The organism is Pseudomonas sp. NPDC087336 (assembly GCF_044744285.1).
Taxonomy (GTDB): Bacteria; Pseudomonadota; Gammaproteobacteria; order Pseudomonadales; family Pseudomonadaceae; genus Aquipseudomonas.
The window spans coordinates 74,812-89,758 of the sequence record NZ_JBIUYA010000015.1; the positions used below are offsets into that span (position 1 = coordinate 74,812).

Annotated in this window: 12 protein-coding genes; 11 read left to right on the plus strand and 1 reads right to left on the minus strand. The window is 59.7% G+C overall.

Annotation, left to right across the window (positions count from 1 at the left end):
- The first annotated feature begins 168 nt into the window (after window positions 1-168).
- From acnD to prpD, 3 genes are all read left to right on the plus strand, one after another.
- Window positions 169-2,763 carry a Fe/S-dependent 2-methylisocitrate dehydratase AcnD gene (gene acnD / locus ACIO0C_RS16840; protein ID WP_401313876.1) on the plus strand — a complete coding sequence of 865 codons (2,595 nt, stop codon included), beginning with the start codon at window positions 169-171 and terminating at the stop codon, window positions 2,761-2,763.
- A 67-nt stretch (window positions 2,764-2,830) separates the two neighbouring features.
- Window positions 2,831-4,021: a 2-methylaconitate cis-trans isomerase PrpF gene (prpF, locus tag ACIO0C_RS16845; RefSeq protein WP_401313878.1), complete on the plus strand. Its 1,191-nt coding sequence runs from the start codon at window positions 2,831-2,833 to the stop codon at window positions 4,019-4,021.
- A 115-nt stretch (window positions 4,022-4,136) separates the two neighbouring features.
- A complete protein-coding gene (prpD, locus tag ACIO0C_RS16850; protein ID WP_401313880.1) occupies window positions 4,137-5,621 on the plus strand; it encodes a 2-methylcitrate dehydratase in 1,485 nt (494 codons plus the stop codon).
- 135 nt (window positions 5,622-5,756) lie between these two features.
- Here the strand turns inward: prpD and ACIO0C_RS16855 are convergent, their stop codons facing one another.
- Window positions 5,757-6,575: a pyruvate, water dikinase regulatory protein gene (locus tag ACIO0C_RS16855; RefSeq protein ID WP_007996714.1), complete on the minus strand. Its 819-nt coding sequence runs from the start codon at window positions 6,573-6,575 to the stop codon at window positions 5,757-5,759.
- A gap of 174 nt (window positions 6,576-6,749) precedes the next feature.
- On the opposite strand from ACIO0C_RS16855, the gene ppsA reads away from it, so the two are divergent.
- The 8 genes from ppsA to ACIO0C_RS16895 all read left to right on the plus strand — a co-directional run bounded on the left by ppsA (window position 6,750) and on the right by ACIO0C_RS16895 (window position 14,896).
- Window positions 6,750-9,125 (plus strand): phosphoenolpyruvate synthase, encoded by a 2,376-nt coding sequence (gene ppsA / locus ACIO0C_RS16860; protein ID WP_401313882.1) that lies wholly within the window; start codon window positions 6,750-6,752, stop codon window positions 9,123-9,125.
- A 163-nt stretch (window positions 9,126-9,288) separates the two neighbouring features.
- The gene (locus tag ACIO0C_RS16865) at window positions 9,289-10,278 is read left to right on the plus strand and encodes an alpha/beta fold hydrolase (protein ID WP_401313883.1); all 990 of its coding nucleotides are present in this window, start codon (window positions 9,289-9,291) and stop codon (window positions 10,276-10,278) included.
- A gap of 137 nt (window positions 10,279-10,415) precedes the next feature.
- Window positions 10,416-10,907: a ribonuclease E activity regulator RraA gene (gene rraA / locus ACIO0C_RS16870; protein ID WP_008061717.1), complete on the plus strand. Its 492-nt coding sequence runs from the start codon at window positions 10,416-10,418 to the stop codon at window positions 10,905-10,907.
- 34 nt (window positions 10,908-10,941) lie between these two features.
- A complete protein-coding gene (locus ACIO0C_RS16875) occupies window positions 10,942-11,937 on the plus strand; it encodes a zinc transporter ZntB (protein ID WP_401313885.1) in 996 nt (331 codons plus the stop codon).
- Window positions 11,938-12,000: 63 nt separating this feature from the next.
- The gene (locus ACIO0C_RS16880) at window positions 12,001-12,249 is read left to right on the plus strand and encodes a hypothetical protein (protein WP_020801096.1); all 249 of its coding nucleotides are present in this window, start codon (window positions 12,001-12,003) and stop codon (window positions 12,247-12,249) included.
- Window positions 12,250-12,251: 2 nt separating this feature from the next.
- Complete coding sequence (locus ACIO0C_RS16885; protein ID WP_008048604.1) at window positions 12,252-13,076, plus strand: mechanosensitive ion channel family protein; 825 nt, start codon at window positions 12,252-12,254, stop codon at window positions 13,074-13,076.
- A gap of 90 nt (window positions 13,077-13,166) precedes the next feature.
- The gene (gene sigX / locus ACIO0C_RS16890) at window positions 13,167-13,757 is read left to right on the plus strand and encodes an RNA polymerase sigma factor SigX (protein WP_075949123.1); all 591 of its coding nucleotides are present in this window, start codon (window positions 13,167-13,169) and stop codon (window positions 13,755-13,757) included.
- Between the two features lie 107 nt (window positions 13,758-13,864).
- Entirely contained in the window at window positions 13,865-14,896 is a 1,032-nt protein-coding gene (locus ACIO0C_RS16895) for an OmpA family protein (protein WP_008061708.1), read from the plus strand.
- Window positions 14,897-14,947 lie beyond the last annotated feature (51 nt).

Here is a 14,947-nt window from a genome sequence, read left to right on the forward strand (position 1 = left end):
GGTGACCCTGCAGGAGCTGGCTTGCCAGCGAAGGCGGTTTGTCATTCAACATTGTTGTTGCCTGACCCACCGCATTCGCCGGCAAGCCGGCTCCTACAGAGGTCCGTGTTCGATTCAGCAGCTGTGCCAGGCCCCACCCTTTGAAACTACCGTGACCGAGTCCTGACGATGAACACGAAATTCCGCAAATCGCTGCCCGGCAGCAAACTGGATTACTTCGACGTCCGCGCGGCAGTCGATGCCATTGCTCCCGGCGCCTACGACACCCTGCCGTACACCTCCCGCGTGCTGGCGGAAAACCTGGTGCGTCGCTGCGACCCGGCCACGCTCACCGAATCCCTGAAGCAATTCATCGAGCGCAAGCGCGACCTCGACTTCCCCTGGTTCCCGGCCCGTGTGGTGTGCCACGACATTCTTGGCCAGACCGCGCTGGTGGACCTCGCCGGCCTGCGTGACGCCATCGCCCTGCAAGGCGGCGACCCTGCGCAAGTCAACCCGGTGGTGCCGACGCAATTGATCGTCGACCACTCCCTGGCAGTCGAGCGCGGTGGCTTCGATCCGGAGGCATTCGAGAAGAACCGCGCCATCGAAGACCGTCGCAACGAAGACCGTTTCCACTTCATCAACTGGACCAAGAAGGCGTTCAAGAACGTCGACGTGATCCCGCCGGGCAACGGCATCATGCACCAGATCAACCTGGAGAAAATGTCTCCGGTGATCCAGGTGCGCGACGGCGTGGCGTTCCCTGATACCTGCGTCGGCACCGACAGCCACACCCCGCACGTCGATGCGCTGGGCGTGATCGCCATCGGTGTCGGTGGCCTGGAAGCCGAAAGCGTGATGCTCGGCCGCGCATCCTGGATGCGTCTGCCGGAAAGCGTTGGCGTCGAGCTCACCGGCAAGTTGCAACCGGGCATCACCGCCACCGACATGGTGCTGGCGCTGACCGAGTTCCTGCGCAAGCAAAAAGTCGTCGGTGCCTGGCTGGAGTTCTTCGGCGAAGGTGCCGCGGCCCTGACCCTGGGCGACCGCGCGACCATCTCCAACATGGCCCCGGAGTACGGCGCCACCGCGGCGATGTTCTACATCGACCAGCAGACCATCGACTACCTCAAGCTCACCGGCCGTGAAGACGAGCAGGTGCAGTTGGTCGAGAACTACGCCAAGACCACGGGCCTGTGGGCCGACAGCCTCAAAGGCGCGCAATACGAGCGCGGCCTGACTTTCGATCTGTCTTCGGTGGTGCGCAACATGGCCGGCCCGAGCAACCCGCACGCCCGTGTGGCGGTGTCGGATCTGGCCGCCAAAGGCATCTCCGGCCAGTGGGAAGATGTGCCCGGCCAAATGCCGGACGGCGCGGTGATCATCGCCGCCATCACCAGCTGCACCAACACCAGCAACCCGCGCAACGTGATTGCCGCCGGCCTGCTGGCGCGCAACGCCAACAAGCTCGGCCTGACCCGCAAACCGTGGGTCAAGTCGTCCCTGGCACCGGGCTCGAAAACCGTCGCCCTGTACCTCGACGAAGCCGGCCTGACCGATGAGCTGGAGCAGCTCGGTTTCGGCGTCGTGGCCTTTGCCTGCACTACCTGCAACGGCATGTCCGGCGCGCTGGACCCGGTGATCCAGCAAGAGATCATCGATCGCGACCTGTACGCCACGGCGGTACTGTCCGGCAACCGTAACTTCGACGGGCGCATTCACCCGTACGCCAAGCAGGCGTTCCTCGCTTCGCCGCCACTGGTGGTCGCTTACGCGATCGCCGGTACCATCCGTTTCGATATCGAGAAGGATGTATTGGGCGTGGTCGATGGCAAGGAAATCCGCCTGAAGGACATCTGGCCGAGCGACGAAGAAATCGACGCCGTGGTGAAAGCCTCGGTGAAGCCGGAGCAGTTCCGCCAGGTCTACATCCCGATGTTCGCCATCCACGAAGACACAGGTCCCAAAGTCGCGCCGCTGTACGACTGGCGCGAAATGAGCACCTACATCCGCCGTCCGCCGTACTGGGAAGGCGCACTGGCCGGCGCGCGTCCGCTCAAGGGCATGCGCCCGCTGGCAGTACTGCCGGACAACATCACCACCGACCACCTGTCGCCATCCAACGCGATCATGCTCGACAGCGCCGCCGGCGAATACCTGGCGAAAATGGGCTTGCCGGAAGAGGACTTCAACTCTTACGCGACGCACCGTGGTGACCACCTGACCGCGCAGCGTGCAACCTTCGCCAACCCGAAACTGTTCAACGAAATGGTTGTGGAAAACGGCAAGGTCAAGCAGGGCTCCCTGGCCCGTGTCGAGCCTGAAGGTAAAGTGATGCGCATGTGGGAAGCGATCGAGACCTACATGGATCGCAAGCAGCCGCTGATCATCATCGCCGGCGCTGACTACGGTCAGGGTTCGTCCCGTGACTGGGCAGCGAAGGGCGTGCGCCTGGCGGGTGTGGAAGCGATCGCCGCCGAAGGTTTCGAGCGCATTCACCGCACCAACCTGGTGGGCATGGGCGTGTTGCCGCTGGAGTTCAAACCGGGCACCAACCGTCACACCCTGGCCATCGACGGCAGCGAAACCTACGACGTGATCGGCGATCGCACGCCGCGTGCCGAGCTGACGCTGGTGATCCATCGCAAGAACGGCGAGCGCGTCGATGTGCCGGTAACCTGCCGCCTCGACACCGCTGAAGAAGTGTCGATCTACGAGGCCGGTGGCGTGCTGCAACGTTTCGCCCAGGACTTCCTCGAAGAGTCGGCGGTTGCCGTTTAACACAGGCTGTACCGACACGGGACCTTGAGTCCCGTGTCTGTTTTCAAGCTAAGGAGTAAGCAACACCATGGCCCATGCACCGCAAATCAAGATTCCCGCTACTTACATGCGCGGCGGCACCAGCAAAGGCGTGTTCTTCAGCCTGAATGACCTGCCTGAAGTCGCGCAGGTTCCAGGCCCGGCCCGCGATGCCCTGTTGCTGCGCGTGATCGGCAGCCCCGACCCCTACGACAAGCAAATCGACGGCATGGGCGGCGCGACGTCCAGTACCAGCAAAACCGTGATCCTGTCGAAAAGCACCAAGGCCGATCACGACGTCGATTACCTGTTCGGTCAGGTGTCGATCGACAAGCCCTTCGTCGACTGGAGCGGCAACTGCGGCAACCTGACTGCGGCGGTCGGCTCTTTCGCCATCAGCAACGGCCTGGTGGACGCCAGCCGCATCCCGAACAACGGCATCGCCGTGGTGCGCGTATGGCAGGCCAACATCGGCAAGACCATCATCGCCCACGTGCCGATCACCAACGGCGAAGTACAGGAAACCGGAGATTTCGAACTCGACGGCGTGACCTTCCCGGCCGCGGAAGTGCAGGTCGAATTCCTCGATCCGGCAGCGGAAGAAGAGGGCGGTGGCGGTTCGATGTTCCCTACCGGCAACCTGGTGGATGACTTGGAAGTGCCTGGCGTCGGGACCTTCAAGGCCACCATGATCAACGCCGGCATCCCGACCATCTTCGTCAATGCCGAAGACATCGGCTACAAGGGCACCGAGCTGCAAGGCGCGATCAACGGCGATCCGAAAGCACTGCTGATGTTCGAAACCATCCGTGCCTACGGCGCACTGCGCATGGGCCTGATTTCCAACATCGACGAAGCGGCCAAGCGGCAGCACACGCCGAAGGTGGCGTTCGTCGCCAAGCCGGCGGACTACGTGTCGTCCAGCGGTAAAGCGGTTGCGGCGGGCGATGTCGACCTGCTGGTGCGCGCGCTGTCCATGGGCAAGCTGCACCACGCGATGATGGGCACGGCGGCAGTCGCCATCGGCACCGCGGCAGCTATTTCCGGGACGCTGGTGAACCTTGCGGCAGGCGGTGTAGAACGTAACGCGGTGCGCTTTGGTCACCCGTCCGGCACCTTGCGCGTTGGCGCTGAAGCCAGCCAGGTGAACGGCGAATGGACCGTGAACAAGGCCATCATGAGCCGCAGTGCGCGGGTGTTGATGGAAGGTTTCGTCCGCGTGCCGGGCGATTCGTTCTAAGCGACACCGCCCCTGTAGGAACTGGCTTGCCAGCGAAGAGGCCGTCAAATTCAACATCATTGTTATGTGTGACACCGCTTTCGCTGGCAAGCCAGCTCCCACAGGTGAATCGAACATGAGCGCCAACGTCGACCTCAACAACCGCCCCGACTACGACCAGGTCCTGCAGGACATTGCCGATTACGTCCTCAACTACAGGATCGAATCCGCAGAGGCGCTGGATACCGCGCGCAACTGCCTGATCGATACCTTGGGCTGCGGCTTGCTGGCCCTGCGTTTTCCCGAATGCACAAAGCACCTGGGGCCTCTGGTCGAAGGCACCGTCGTGCCATTCGGCGCCCGGGTACCCGGCACCAGTTATCGACTCGATCCGGTCAAGGCCGCGTGGGACATCGGTTGCATCGTGCGCTGGCTCGACTACAACGACACCTGGCTTGCGGCCGAATGGGGTCATCCGTCGGATAATCTCGGCGGCATCCTTGCGGTGGCGGACCATCTGTCGCAAAAGCGCCTGGCCAATGGTGAGGCACCGCTGACCGTTCGTACGGTGCTCGAAGCGATGATCATGGCCCATGAGATTCAGGGCGTGATCGCATTGGAAAACTCGTTCAACCGCGTCGGCCTCGATCACGTCATCCTGGTGAAAGTCGCCTCGACCGCGGTCACCGCCAAGCTCATGGGTGCCAATCGTGAGCAGATGCTCTCGGCGTTGTCCCACGCTTTTGCCGATGGTCAGGCATTGCGCACCTACCGCCATGCGCCGAATGCCGGCTCGCGCAAATCCTGGGCGGCAGGCGACGCCTCCAGTCGGGGTGTGCGCCTGGCGGACATCGCCATGCGTGGCGAGATGGGCATTCCCGGGGTGTTGAGTGCCAAACAGTGGGGGTTTTACGACGTGCTGTTCAGCCACACCAACAACGACCTGGCGCTCAAGCCGCAAGACAAGCGCCAATTCAGCTTCTCGCGGCCATACGGCAGTTATGTGATGGAAAACGTGCTGTTCAAGATCAGTTTTCCCGCCGAATTCCACGCGCAAACCGCCTGTGAAGCCGCGGTGACCCTGCACCCGCAAGTACGCAATCGCCTGCACGAAATCGACAAGATCGTCATCACCACCCATCAATCGGCGATCCGCATCATTTCCAAGGCCGGCCCGCTGGCCAATGCCGCCGACCGCGATCACTGCATCCAGTACATGACGGCGGTGTCACTGGCCTTCGGCAATCTGGTTGCCGAGCACTACGAAGATGATTTTCACAAGGCGCATCCGATCATCGATGTGCTGCGCGACAAGATGGTCATCGTCGAAAACCCGGATTACACCCGTGAATACCTGGAAGCCGACAAACGCTCGATCGCCAATGCCATCCAGGTGTTTTTCAAGGACGGATCGAGTACCGAAAATGTAGGGGTGGAGTACCCGATTGGTCATCTTCGGCGCCGTGCCGAGGGCATTGCGTTGTTAGAGGAGAAGTTCAGGGCAAACCTGCTGACACGATTTACCGGGCAGCGTAGCGAGGAGATTTTCGAGCTGTGCAAGGATCAGCAAAAGCTTGAGGCAACACCGGTGAACCGGTTTGTAGACATGTTTGTTATCTAGGAGACCGCGTTATCGTTCATCGCGGGCAAGCCACGCTCCCACAGGGGTTGTGTTGTTAATGCAAATTTTGCCTACAGCACGAAACCCTGTGGGAGCGGGCTTGCCCGCGATGAGACCGTAACAGGCAATGGAGAACTATTTGAAGCGCCGCTCGACGCCTTTCTCCACCAGAATCTTCGCGGAGATTTCTTCCACCGAAAAATGCGTGGAATTGATGTTCGGAATGTTCTCGCGCCGAAACAGGTTTTCCACCTCGCGCACTTCGAATTCGCACTGGGCGTAGCTCGAATAACGACTGTTGGGCTTGCGCTCGTTGCGGATCGCGGTGAGGCGGTCCGGGTCGATGGTCAGGCCGAACAACTTGTGCTGGTGGGCGCGCAGGGCGTTGGGCAGTTGCAGGCGCTCCATGTCGTCTTCGGTCAGCGGGTAGTTGGCCGCGCGGATGCCGAATTGCATGGCCATGTACAGGCAGGTCGGTGTCTTGCCGCAGCGCGATACACCCACCAGGATCAGGTCGGCCTTGTCGTAATAGTGCGTGCGGGCGCCGTCGTCGTTGTCGAGGGCGAAGTTCACCGCCTCGATGCGCTCCATGTAATTGGTGTTGGCACCGATGGAGTGGGATTTGCCCACGGTATAGGAAGAATGCTCGGTCAGTTCCTGTTCAAGTGGCGCCAGGAAGGTCGAGAAAATGTCGATCATGAAACCATTGGAAGTCGCGAGGATCTCACGAATGTCCTGATTGACGATGGTATCGAAGATAATCGGACGGAAGCCGTCGGTTTCGGCGGCTTTGTTGATTTGTTGTACCATGGCCCGCGCTTTGTCCACGTTGTCGATGTACGGCCGCGTGACTTTGCTGAAGGTAATGTTCTCGAACTGCGCCAGAAGGCTTTGACCCAGGGTTTCGGCGGTAATGCCGGTGCCATCGGAGATAAAGAAAGCAGATCGTTTCATTTGCACCTTGGGCCTTAAGCTAGTGACGATTCTTGGATATGATAGGCGCGATTTGCCGGCCGCCAATGGCCCGCATTCTCACTTATTTTCCAGGTCCAGGCCATACAGCTGGCAAACGCTCCCCCGAGCAGCCGGCTTCTGAGCTTTTCCAACACAGTTAGTGGAGAGATCACCTTGGTAGAGTACGTAGTTTCCCTCGATAAGCTCGGCAAACACGATGTTGAGCATGTGGGGGGCAAGAACGCATCCCTGGGCGAGATGATCAGCAATCTTGCGGGTGCCGGTGTATCGGTACCCGGTGGCTTCGCCACGACCGCTCAGGCATATCGTGATTTCCTGGAACTGAGCGGCCTGAACCAGCAGATTCATGACGCCCTGGATGCCCTGGACGTCGACGACGTGAATGCCCTGGCCAAGACCGGCGCCCAGATCCGCCAATGGATCATGGAAGCCGAGTTCCCGGAAAAACTGAATACCGAAATCCGCACCGCGTTCGCCGCGCTGTCCGCCGGTAACCCTGACGTGGCCGTGGCCGTGCGCTCTTCCGCTACCGCCGAAGACTTGCCCGATGCGTCCTTCGCCGGTCAGCAGGAAACCTTCCTGAACATCCGTGGTGTCGAAAACGTCATTCGCGCCGCCAAGGAAGTGTTCGCCTCCCTTTTCAACGATCGCGCGATTTCCTATCGCGTGCACCAGGGCTTCGACCACAAGTTGGTAGCCCTGTCGGCCGGCGTACAGCGCATGGTCCGCTCCGAAACCGGCACCGCTGGCGTTATGTTCACCCTCGATACCGAATCGGGCTTCCGTGACGTGGTGTTCATCACCGGCGCCTACGGCCTGGGTGAAACCGTCGTACAAGGCGCGGTGAACCCGGATGAATTCTACGTCCACAAAGGCACGCTGGCCGCCGGTCGCCCGGCGATCCTGCGCCGCAACCTGGGCAGCAAGGCCATCAAGATGATCTACGGCGACGAGGCCAAGGCCGGTCGTTCGGTCAAGACCGTCGATGTCGACAAGGCCGAACGCGCGCGTTTCTGCCTGACCGACGCCGAAGTCAGCGAGTTGGCCAAGCAGGCGATGATCATCGAGAAGCACTACCAGTGCCCGATGGACATCGAGTGGGCCAAGGACGGTGACGACGGCAAGCTGTACATCGTGCAGGCCCGTCCGGAAACCGTGAAGAGCCGCACCCAGGCCAACGTCATGGAGCGTTACCTGTTGAAGGAAACCGGCACCGTGCTGGTCGAAGGCCGTGCCATTGGCCAGCGCATCGGCGCGGGCAAGGTGCGCATCATCAAGGACGTGTCCGAGATGGACAAGGTCCAGCCAGGCGACGTACTGGTCTCCGACATGACCGACCCGGACTGGGAACCGGTCATGAAGCGCGCCAGCGCCATCGTCACCAACCGTGGCGGCCGTACCTGCCACGCGGCGATCATCGCCCGTGAGCTGGGCATCCCGGCCGTGGTCGGTTGCGGCAACGCCACCCAGCTGTTGAAAGACGGCCAGGGCGTGACCGTTTCCTGCGCTGAAGGCGACACCGGTTTCATCTTCGAAGGCGAACTGGGCTTCGACATCAAGAAGAACTCCGTGGACGCCATGCCGGAGCTGCCGTTCAAGATCATGATGAACGTCGGCAACCCGGACCGCGCCTTTGACTTCGCACAGCTGCCGAACGCCGGTGTGGGCCTGGCCCGCCTGGAGTTCATCATCAACCGCATGATCGGCGTGCACCCTAAAGCGCTGCTGAACTACGACGGCCTGTCGCAGGACATCAAGGAAAGCGTCGACAAGCGCATTGCCGGCTACAACGACCCGGTCGGCTTCTACGTCGAGAAACTGGTCGAAGGCATCAGCACCCTGGCGGCTGCGTTTTATCCGAAAAAGGTCATCGTGCGTCTGTCGGACTTCAAGTCCAACGAATACGCCAACCTGATCGGCGGCAAGCTCTACGAGCCGGAAGAAGAGAACCCGATGCTGGGCTTCCGTGGTGCCTCGCGTTACATCAGCGAGTCGTTCCGCGACTGCTTCGAGCTCGAGTGCCGTGCCCTCAAACGCGTGCGCAACGAGATGGGCCTGACCAACGTTGAAATCATGGTGCCGTTCGTCCGTACCCTGGGTGAAGCGAGCCAGGTGGTGGACCTGCTGGCCGAAAACGGCCTGGCCCGTGGCGACAACGGTCTGCGCGTCATCATGATGTGCGAACTGCCGTCCAACGCGATCCTGGCGGAAGAATTCCTCGAATTCTTCGACGGTTTCTCCATCGGTTCCAACGACCTGACCCAGCTGACCCTGGGCCTGGACCGTGACTCCGGGATCATCGCGCACCTGTTCGACGAGCGTAACCCGGCGGTCAAGAAGCTGCTGGCCAACGCCATTGCCGCCTGTAACAAGGCTGGCAAGTACATCGGCATTTGCGGTCAGGGCCCTTCGGACCACCCGGACCTGGCCAAGTGGCTGATGGAGCAGGGCATCGAAAGCGTTTCGTTGAACCCCGATTCCGTACTGGAAACCTGGTTCTTCCTGGCGGAAGGTCAAGCGCAAGCTTGATAGTGTGAGCGGCTCACTCCCTGTAGGAGCGAGGCTTGCCCGCGATGGCGTCTTCAAAATCGCCATCGCCAGCAAGCTGTGCTCCTACAGGGGGGGAGGCTGTTCTTGGAGATTCAAGCAGGGCGGGCTCCTTCGGATGCCGCCCTTTTTTGTGCAAGAGATCATGCAAAGCAGCAGCAACCTGTTTCCTGTCGCCCTGATCAGCGCCGAGCGGCGCGGTGATCTGAGCGAAGATGTCTACCGGTTGAAACCCGGTAACAGCCCCGACGGCACCGTAGAACTGGCGGTGACGCGCCTCGGCATGGCTGATGAATCGGCCTCCCGTGGCGTGCCGGTAATCCTGTTGCACGGCAGTTTTTCCAATCGGCGTTTCTGGTTCTCCCCCAAAGGGCTGGGCCTGGGGGCCTATCTGACGCGCCTGGGATTCGATGTCTGGATTGCGGAAATGCGCGGTCATGGTCTGTCCCGGCGCAACCAGAACTATCGCAAGAACCGTGTTGCCGACTACGCGCGTTACGATCTGCCGGCCATTGGCGCGTTCGTGCGCGAGCAAAGCGGCCAGGTCCCGCACTGGATCGGCCATTCGCTGGGCGGTATCACCCTGGCGGCGGCGTTGGGCGGCCAATACATTGGCGAGCCCGTGGTCGCGTCCGCGGCGTTCTTTGGCACGCAAGTCAGCCGCACCTACTGGCCGCTGAAGATTCCTCCGGTGGAGTGGAGCGGTCGTTTCATCCTCAAGCGCTTTGCCCAGCTGTCCGGTTCACGGCTCAAGCGTGGCCCGGAGGACGAGCCGATTGGCCTGGCCCTGGAAAGCATGCGCTGGTACGGTCTGTTCGGGCGCTTTGGCGATGCCGACAAGGACTGGTGGGCGGGCCTGGCCGAGGTCGGGATGCCAGCGCTGGCGGTGAGCGCCGCAGGCGATCATCAGGACCCTGCCTGGGCTTGTCGCAAGTTGTTCGACCAGCTGGGTTCCGAGCACAAGCAATTCATCAACCTGGGACGCGAGCAGGGTTTTACCGAGAATTTCGGTCATGTGGAAATGTTGGTCAGCAAAGCCGCCCAGGCTGAAGTCTGGCCGTTGGTCGCTCGCTGGCTGGTGGATCAGCAGACGCCGTTGCTCGGTGATCAAGCGGATTTGGCCGCGGCGATCTAAGCTGGACGCTCTATCAAGGGCATTTCGCTCTGGTCGGGTTGCGGCTAAGATATGACGCATTGAGCTGTTCTGGTCATTTTCCGTGACTGATTCAGTAGTGATGTTCGTGCTTTCTTCCTCTTTACAGGAGTTTCTCGATGAACCATTACCTCACCCCTGACCTGTGCGACGCCTACCCGGAACTGGTGCAGGTGCTGGAACCGATGTTCAGCAATTTCGGTGGCCGGGATTCCTTCGGCGGCGAGATCGTGACCATCAAGTGCTTCGAAGACAACTCGCTGGTCAAGGAGCAAGCCGAGCTCAAGGGTAATGGCAAAGTGCTGGTGGTCGATGGTGGAGGCTCCCTGCGCCGGGCGTTGCTGGGCGATATGATCGCCGAGAAAGCCGCGAAAAACGGCTGGGAAGGACTGGTGATCTACGGTTGCATCCGTGACGTCGACGTCATCGCGCAAACCGACCTGGGGGTCCAGGCATTGGCTAGCCACCCGATGAAAACCGACAAGCGCGGTATCGGCGACCTGAACGTTGCCGTGACCTTCGCCGGCGTGACCTTTCATCCCGGCCATTACATTTATGCGGACAACAACGGCGTGATCGTCTCGCCGAGCCCACTGAAGATGCCTGAGTAAGATTCAGCCGATTTTTTTGAAGAATGGAATGCGGATGTTCGAGGAAGAAAACGCGCAATGGGGGCTGGTACATGCCCTGGTGCTGGACGGTAAAGGCGGTGCGCGTTCGATAGCCCGGACAGAGCTCGACGAATTGCAGCTGCAGGCCCACGAAAGCCTGTGGCTGCACTGGGATCGCAGTCACCCGCAAACCCAGACCTGGCTGCGCAAATCCAGCGGACTGAGCGAGTTCAGCTGCGACCTCCTGCTGGAAGAAAACACCCGTCCGCGTCTTCTACAGCTTTCCGACAGCGAACTGCTGCTATTTTTGCGCGGGGTAAACCTCAATCCGGGGGCCGAACCTGAAGACATGGTGTCGGTGCGCATCTTCGGCTCCGCCCAGCGGGTGATTTCCCTGCGTTTGCGTCCGTTGCGCGCCACCGAGGACCTGCTGGTGCAACTGGAGGCCGGGAAGGGGCCGAAAACCGCCTCCGAACTCATTCTCTACATGGCTCAGTACCTCACCAACAAGGTGCAGGACCTGGTCAGTTGCCTCTCGGAAGTGGTCGATGAGGAAGAGGAAAAGCTGGATTCCGACGAACGGTATACTCCGGAGCACGGTGCTGTTTTGCAGATCCGTCGCCGGGCTGCTGCGTTGAAGCGGTTCCTCGCTCCGCAACGGGACATTTTTGGTCAATTGACACGCATCAAATTGCCTTGGTTCGTCGAGGACGACGGGGATTACTGGAACGAATTGAACAACAGCCTGACCCGCTATCTCGAGGAGCTTGAGTTAACGCGCGAGCGCGTGGGACTGGTCCTGGAGACCGAAGACCGACGATTGAGCGTGCGCATGAACCGCACGATGTATCGCTTTGGCATCATCACCGGGATTTTTTTGCCGATGAGTTTTCTGACCGGTCTTTTGGGGATCAACGTCGGGGGCATTCCATTTTCAGCAAGCCCCTATGGCTTCCTCGTCGCCTGCCTGCTGATGATCTCGGTGGCGCTCGGGCAGTGGTGGTTATTCCGACGTTTGCGCTGGGTTTGAATGTGCGCCATGTGACCCGGGTAAATTTGACCGCGTCTTTCACAGACATCACGAGAGGTGCGTATGCACGATCCGTTTGAACAGTCTTTGCGCGACATGCTCAAGGCATCACCGTCCACCCGGGACGACGATGCATGCCTGGGACGTGTCCTGAAAACCGCCAATCGCCAGGTTGGCGCCGGTGATTTGTTCAGCCTGCTGGGCCGCTGGTTGCCCGCCCTGATGATCGCGCTCAATAACGGCTCGGCCCATGTCGCGCCGGTCTCCCGTCTTCGTAAACCTACCGCTCGCACCGCTGATAAGGCTGATTGAATATGGAACTTGATCTCTGGACACAGAGCCTCGTCACTGCAATGACTGCGTTATGGACCAAGGTTGCGAACTTCATTCCGAACCTGTTTGGCGCACTGGTCGTGCTCCTGCTCGGCTTTGTCGTGGCCAAGCTGCTGGACACCCTGCTGTCGAAATTGCTCGCCAAACTGGGACTGGATCGCCTGATGGGCGGTACCGGCTTGACCAAATTGTTGTCCCGTGCGGGACTTCAGGTACCTATCTCGACGCTGATCGGCAAAATCGTCTATTGGTTCGTTCTGCTGATTTTTCTGGTTTCTGCCGCAGAATCCCTTGGACTTGAGCGAGTTTCAGCTACGCTGGATATGCTTGCGTTGTATTTGCCGAAAGTGTTCGGCGCGGCGTTGGTGCTGCTGGTGGGTGTCTTGCTCGCACAATTGGCCAATGGGCTGGTGCGCGGTGCGGCAGAAGGCGTAGGCCTGGACTACGCTTCGGGGCTTGGGAGAATTGCCCAGGGCCTGGTGATCATCATCAGCATCTCGGTCGCGATCAGTCAGTTGGAGGTCAAAACTGACCTGCTCAACCACGTGATCGTGATCGTATTGATTACCGTTGGTCTGGCGGTTGCGCTGGCCATGGGGTTGGGAAGCCGGGAAATTGCCGGTCAGATTCTTGCGGGAATCTATGTGCGTGAGTTGTACCAGGTTGGGCAACAAGTGCGAGTTGGAGAGGTCGAAGGGCAGATCGAAGAGATCGGCACGGTTAAAACTACATTGCTGACCGATGAGGGTGAGCTAGTCTCTCTTTCCAATCGGATCCTCCTCGAGCAGCATGTGAGTAGCCGCTAACCCGGCAAACCCTGCTAATGTATGCCCCCGCAAAATGCCGCCTGATGCTGGCTGCGGCGGACATTGACCTGACTGTCGGCACGACTTGTTTTGAATAAAGCCCAATCGTTATCCATGCGCTACGACCCCCGCGAGCTCTCTGATGAGGAGTTGGTCGCGCGCTCGCATACCGAGCTGTTTCACGTAACGCGCGCCTATGAAGAACTGATGCGGCGTTACCAACGAACATTATTTAACGTCTGTGCACGGTATCTCGGGAACGATCGCGACGCTGATGATGTCTGTCAGGAGGTCATGTTGAAGGTGCTGTATGGCCTGAAGAACTTCGAGGGCAAATCGAAGTTCAAGACATGGCTATATAGCATCACGTACAACGAGTGCATTACGCAGTATCGGAAGGAGCGGCGAAAGCGTCGCTTGATGGACGCCTTGAGTCTTGACCCCCTCGAGGAAGCGTCTGAAGAAAAGGCGCCGAAACCCGAGGAGAAGGGTGGACTTGATCGCTGGTTAGTGTATGTGAACCCGATTGACCGCGAAATTCTGGTGCTACGATTTGTCGCAGAGCTGGAGTTTCAGGAGATCGCAGACATCATGCACATGGGCTTGAGCGCCACAAAAATGCGGTACAAACGCGCTCTAGATAAATTGCGTGAGAAATTTGCAGGCATTGCTGAAACTTAGTTCGGCGCAAATATCTCTTACGTGTAGGCAAGTTCTGATAGACTTGCCGCCGAGTTGTCCCCCGGTTTGCGGGACTGCTTCACAATCACCAGATGGGGATTTAACGGATGAAACTGAAAAACACCTTGGGCTTGGCCATTGGTTCTCTTATTGCCGCCACTTCAATCGGCGCTCTGGCACAGGGCCAAGGCGCAGTTGAAATCGAAGGCTTCGCAAAGAAAGAGTACTATGACAGCGACCGTAACTTCAAAAACGACGGCAATCTGTTCGGTGGTTCTGTTGGTTACTTCCTGACCGACGACGTTGAACTGCGTCTGGCTTACGACGAAGTGCACAACGTACGTTCCGACTCTGGCCAGAACATCAAAGGCGCGGACACCGCCCTGGATGCTCTGTACCACTTCAACAACCCAGGCGACATGCTGCGCCCGTACGTCTCGGCCGGTTTCTCCGACCAGAGCATCGACCAGAACGGTTCGAACGGTCGTAACCGTTCCACCTTCGCCAACGTTGGTGGCGGCGCCAAGCTGTACTTCACCGACAACTTCTACGCCCGTGCCGGCGTTGAAGCTCAGTACAACATCGACCAGGGCAACACCGAGTGGGCTCCTAGCGTCGGTATCGGTGTGAACTTCGGTGGCGGCTCCAAGCCAGCTCCTGCTCCAGTTCCAGCACCAGAAGTCTGCTCCGACAGCGACAACGATGGCGTTTGCGACAACGTTGACAAGTGCCCGGACACCCCAGCCAACGTAACTGTTGACGCTGATGGCTGCCCAGCAGTTGCTGAAGTTGTTCGTGTTGAGCTGGACGTGAAATTCGACTTCGACAAGTCGGTAGTCAAGCCTAACAGCTACGGCGACATCAAGAACCTGGCTGACTTCATGAAGCAGTACCCATCCACCAGCACCACTGTTGAAGGTCACACTGACTCCGTCGGTCCTGACGCTTACAACCAGAAACTGTCCGAGCGTCGTGCAAACGCCGTTAAGCAAGTTCTGACCAACCAGTACGGTGTTGAATCGTCCCGCGTTCAGTCTGTTGGCTACGGCGAATCCCGCCCAGTTGCTGACAACGCTACTGACGCTGGCCGTGCTGTGAACCGTCGCGTAGAAGCGCAGGTTGAAGCTCAAGCTAAGTAATTAGCCCGCAGCTTTGAGAAAAGCCCGGCTCAGGCCGGGCTTTTCTTTGCC

What these genes read in the sequence shown, in the direction of transcription:
- prpF (WP_401313878.1), top strand. Translation starts at nt 2,831, where the DNA reads ATGGCCCATGCACCGCAAATCAAGATTCCCGCTACTTACATGCGCGGC.
- rraA (WP_008061717.1), top strand. Translation starts at nt 10,416, where the DNA reads ATGAACCATTACCTCACCCCTGACCTGTGCGACGCCTACCCGGAACTG.
- ACIO0C_RS16865 (WP_401313883.1), top strand. Translation starts at nt 9,289, where the DNA reads ATGCAAAGCAGCAGCAACCTGTTTCCTGTCGCCCTGATCAGCGCCGAG.
- ACIO0C_RS16880 (WP_020801096.1), top strand. Translation starts at nt 12,001, where the DNA reads ATGCACGATCCGTTTGAACAGTCTTTGCGCGACATGCTCAAGGCATCA.
- ACIO0C_RS16875 (WP_401313885.1), top strand. Translation starts at nt 10,942, where the DNA reads ATGTTCGAGGAAGAAAACGCGCAATGGGGGCTGGTACATGCCCTGGTG.
- acnD (WP_401313876.1), top strand. Translation starts at nt 169, where the DNA reads ATGAACACGAAATTCCGCAAATCGCTGCCCGGCAGCAAACTGGATTAC.
- prpD (WP_401313880.1), top strand. Translation starts at nt 4,137, where the DNA reads ATGAGCGCCAACGTCGACCTCAACAACCGCCCCGACTACGACCAGGTC.
- ACIO0C_RS16885 (WP_008048604.1), top strand. Translation starts at nt 12,252, where the DNA reads ATGGAACTTGATCTCTGGACACAGAGCCTCGTCACTGCAATGACTGCG.
- ACIO0C_RS16855 (WP_007996714.1), bottom strand. Translation starts at nt 6,575, where the DNA reads ATGAAACGATCTGCTTTCTTTATCTCCGATGGCACCGGCATTACCGCC.
- ACIO0C_RS16895 (WP_008061708.1), top strand. Translation starts at nt 13,865, where the DNA reads ATGAAACTGAAAAACACCTTGGGCTTGGCCATTGGTTCTCTTATTGCC.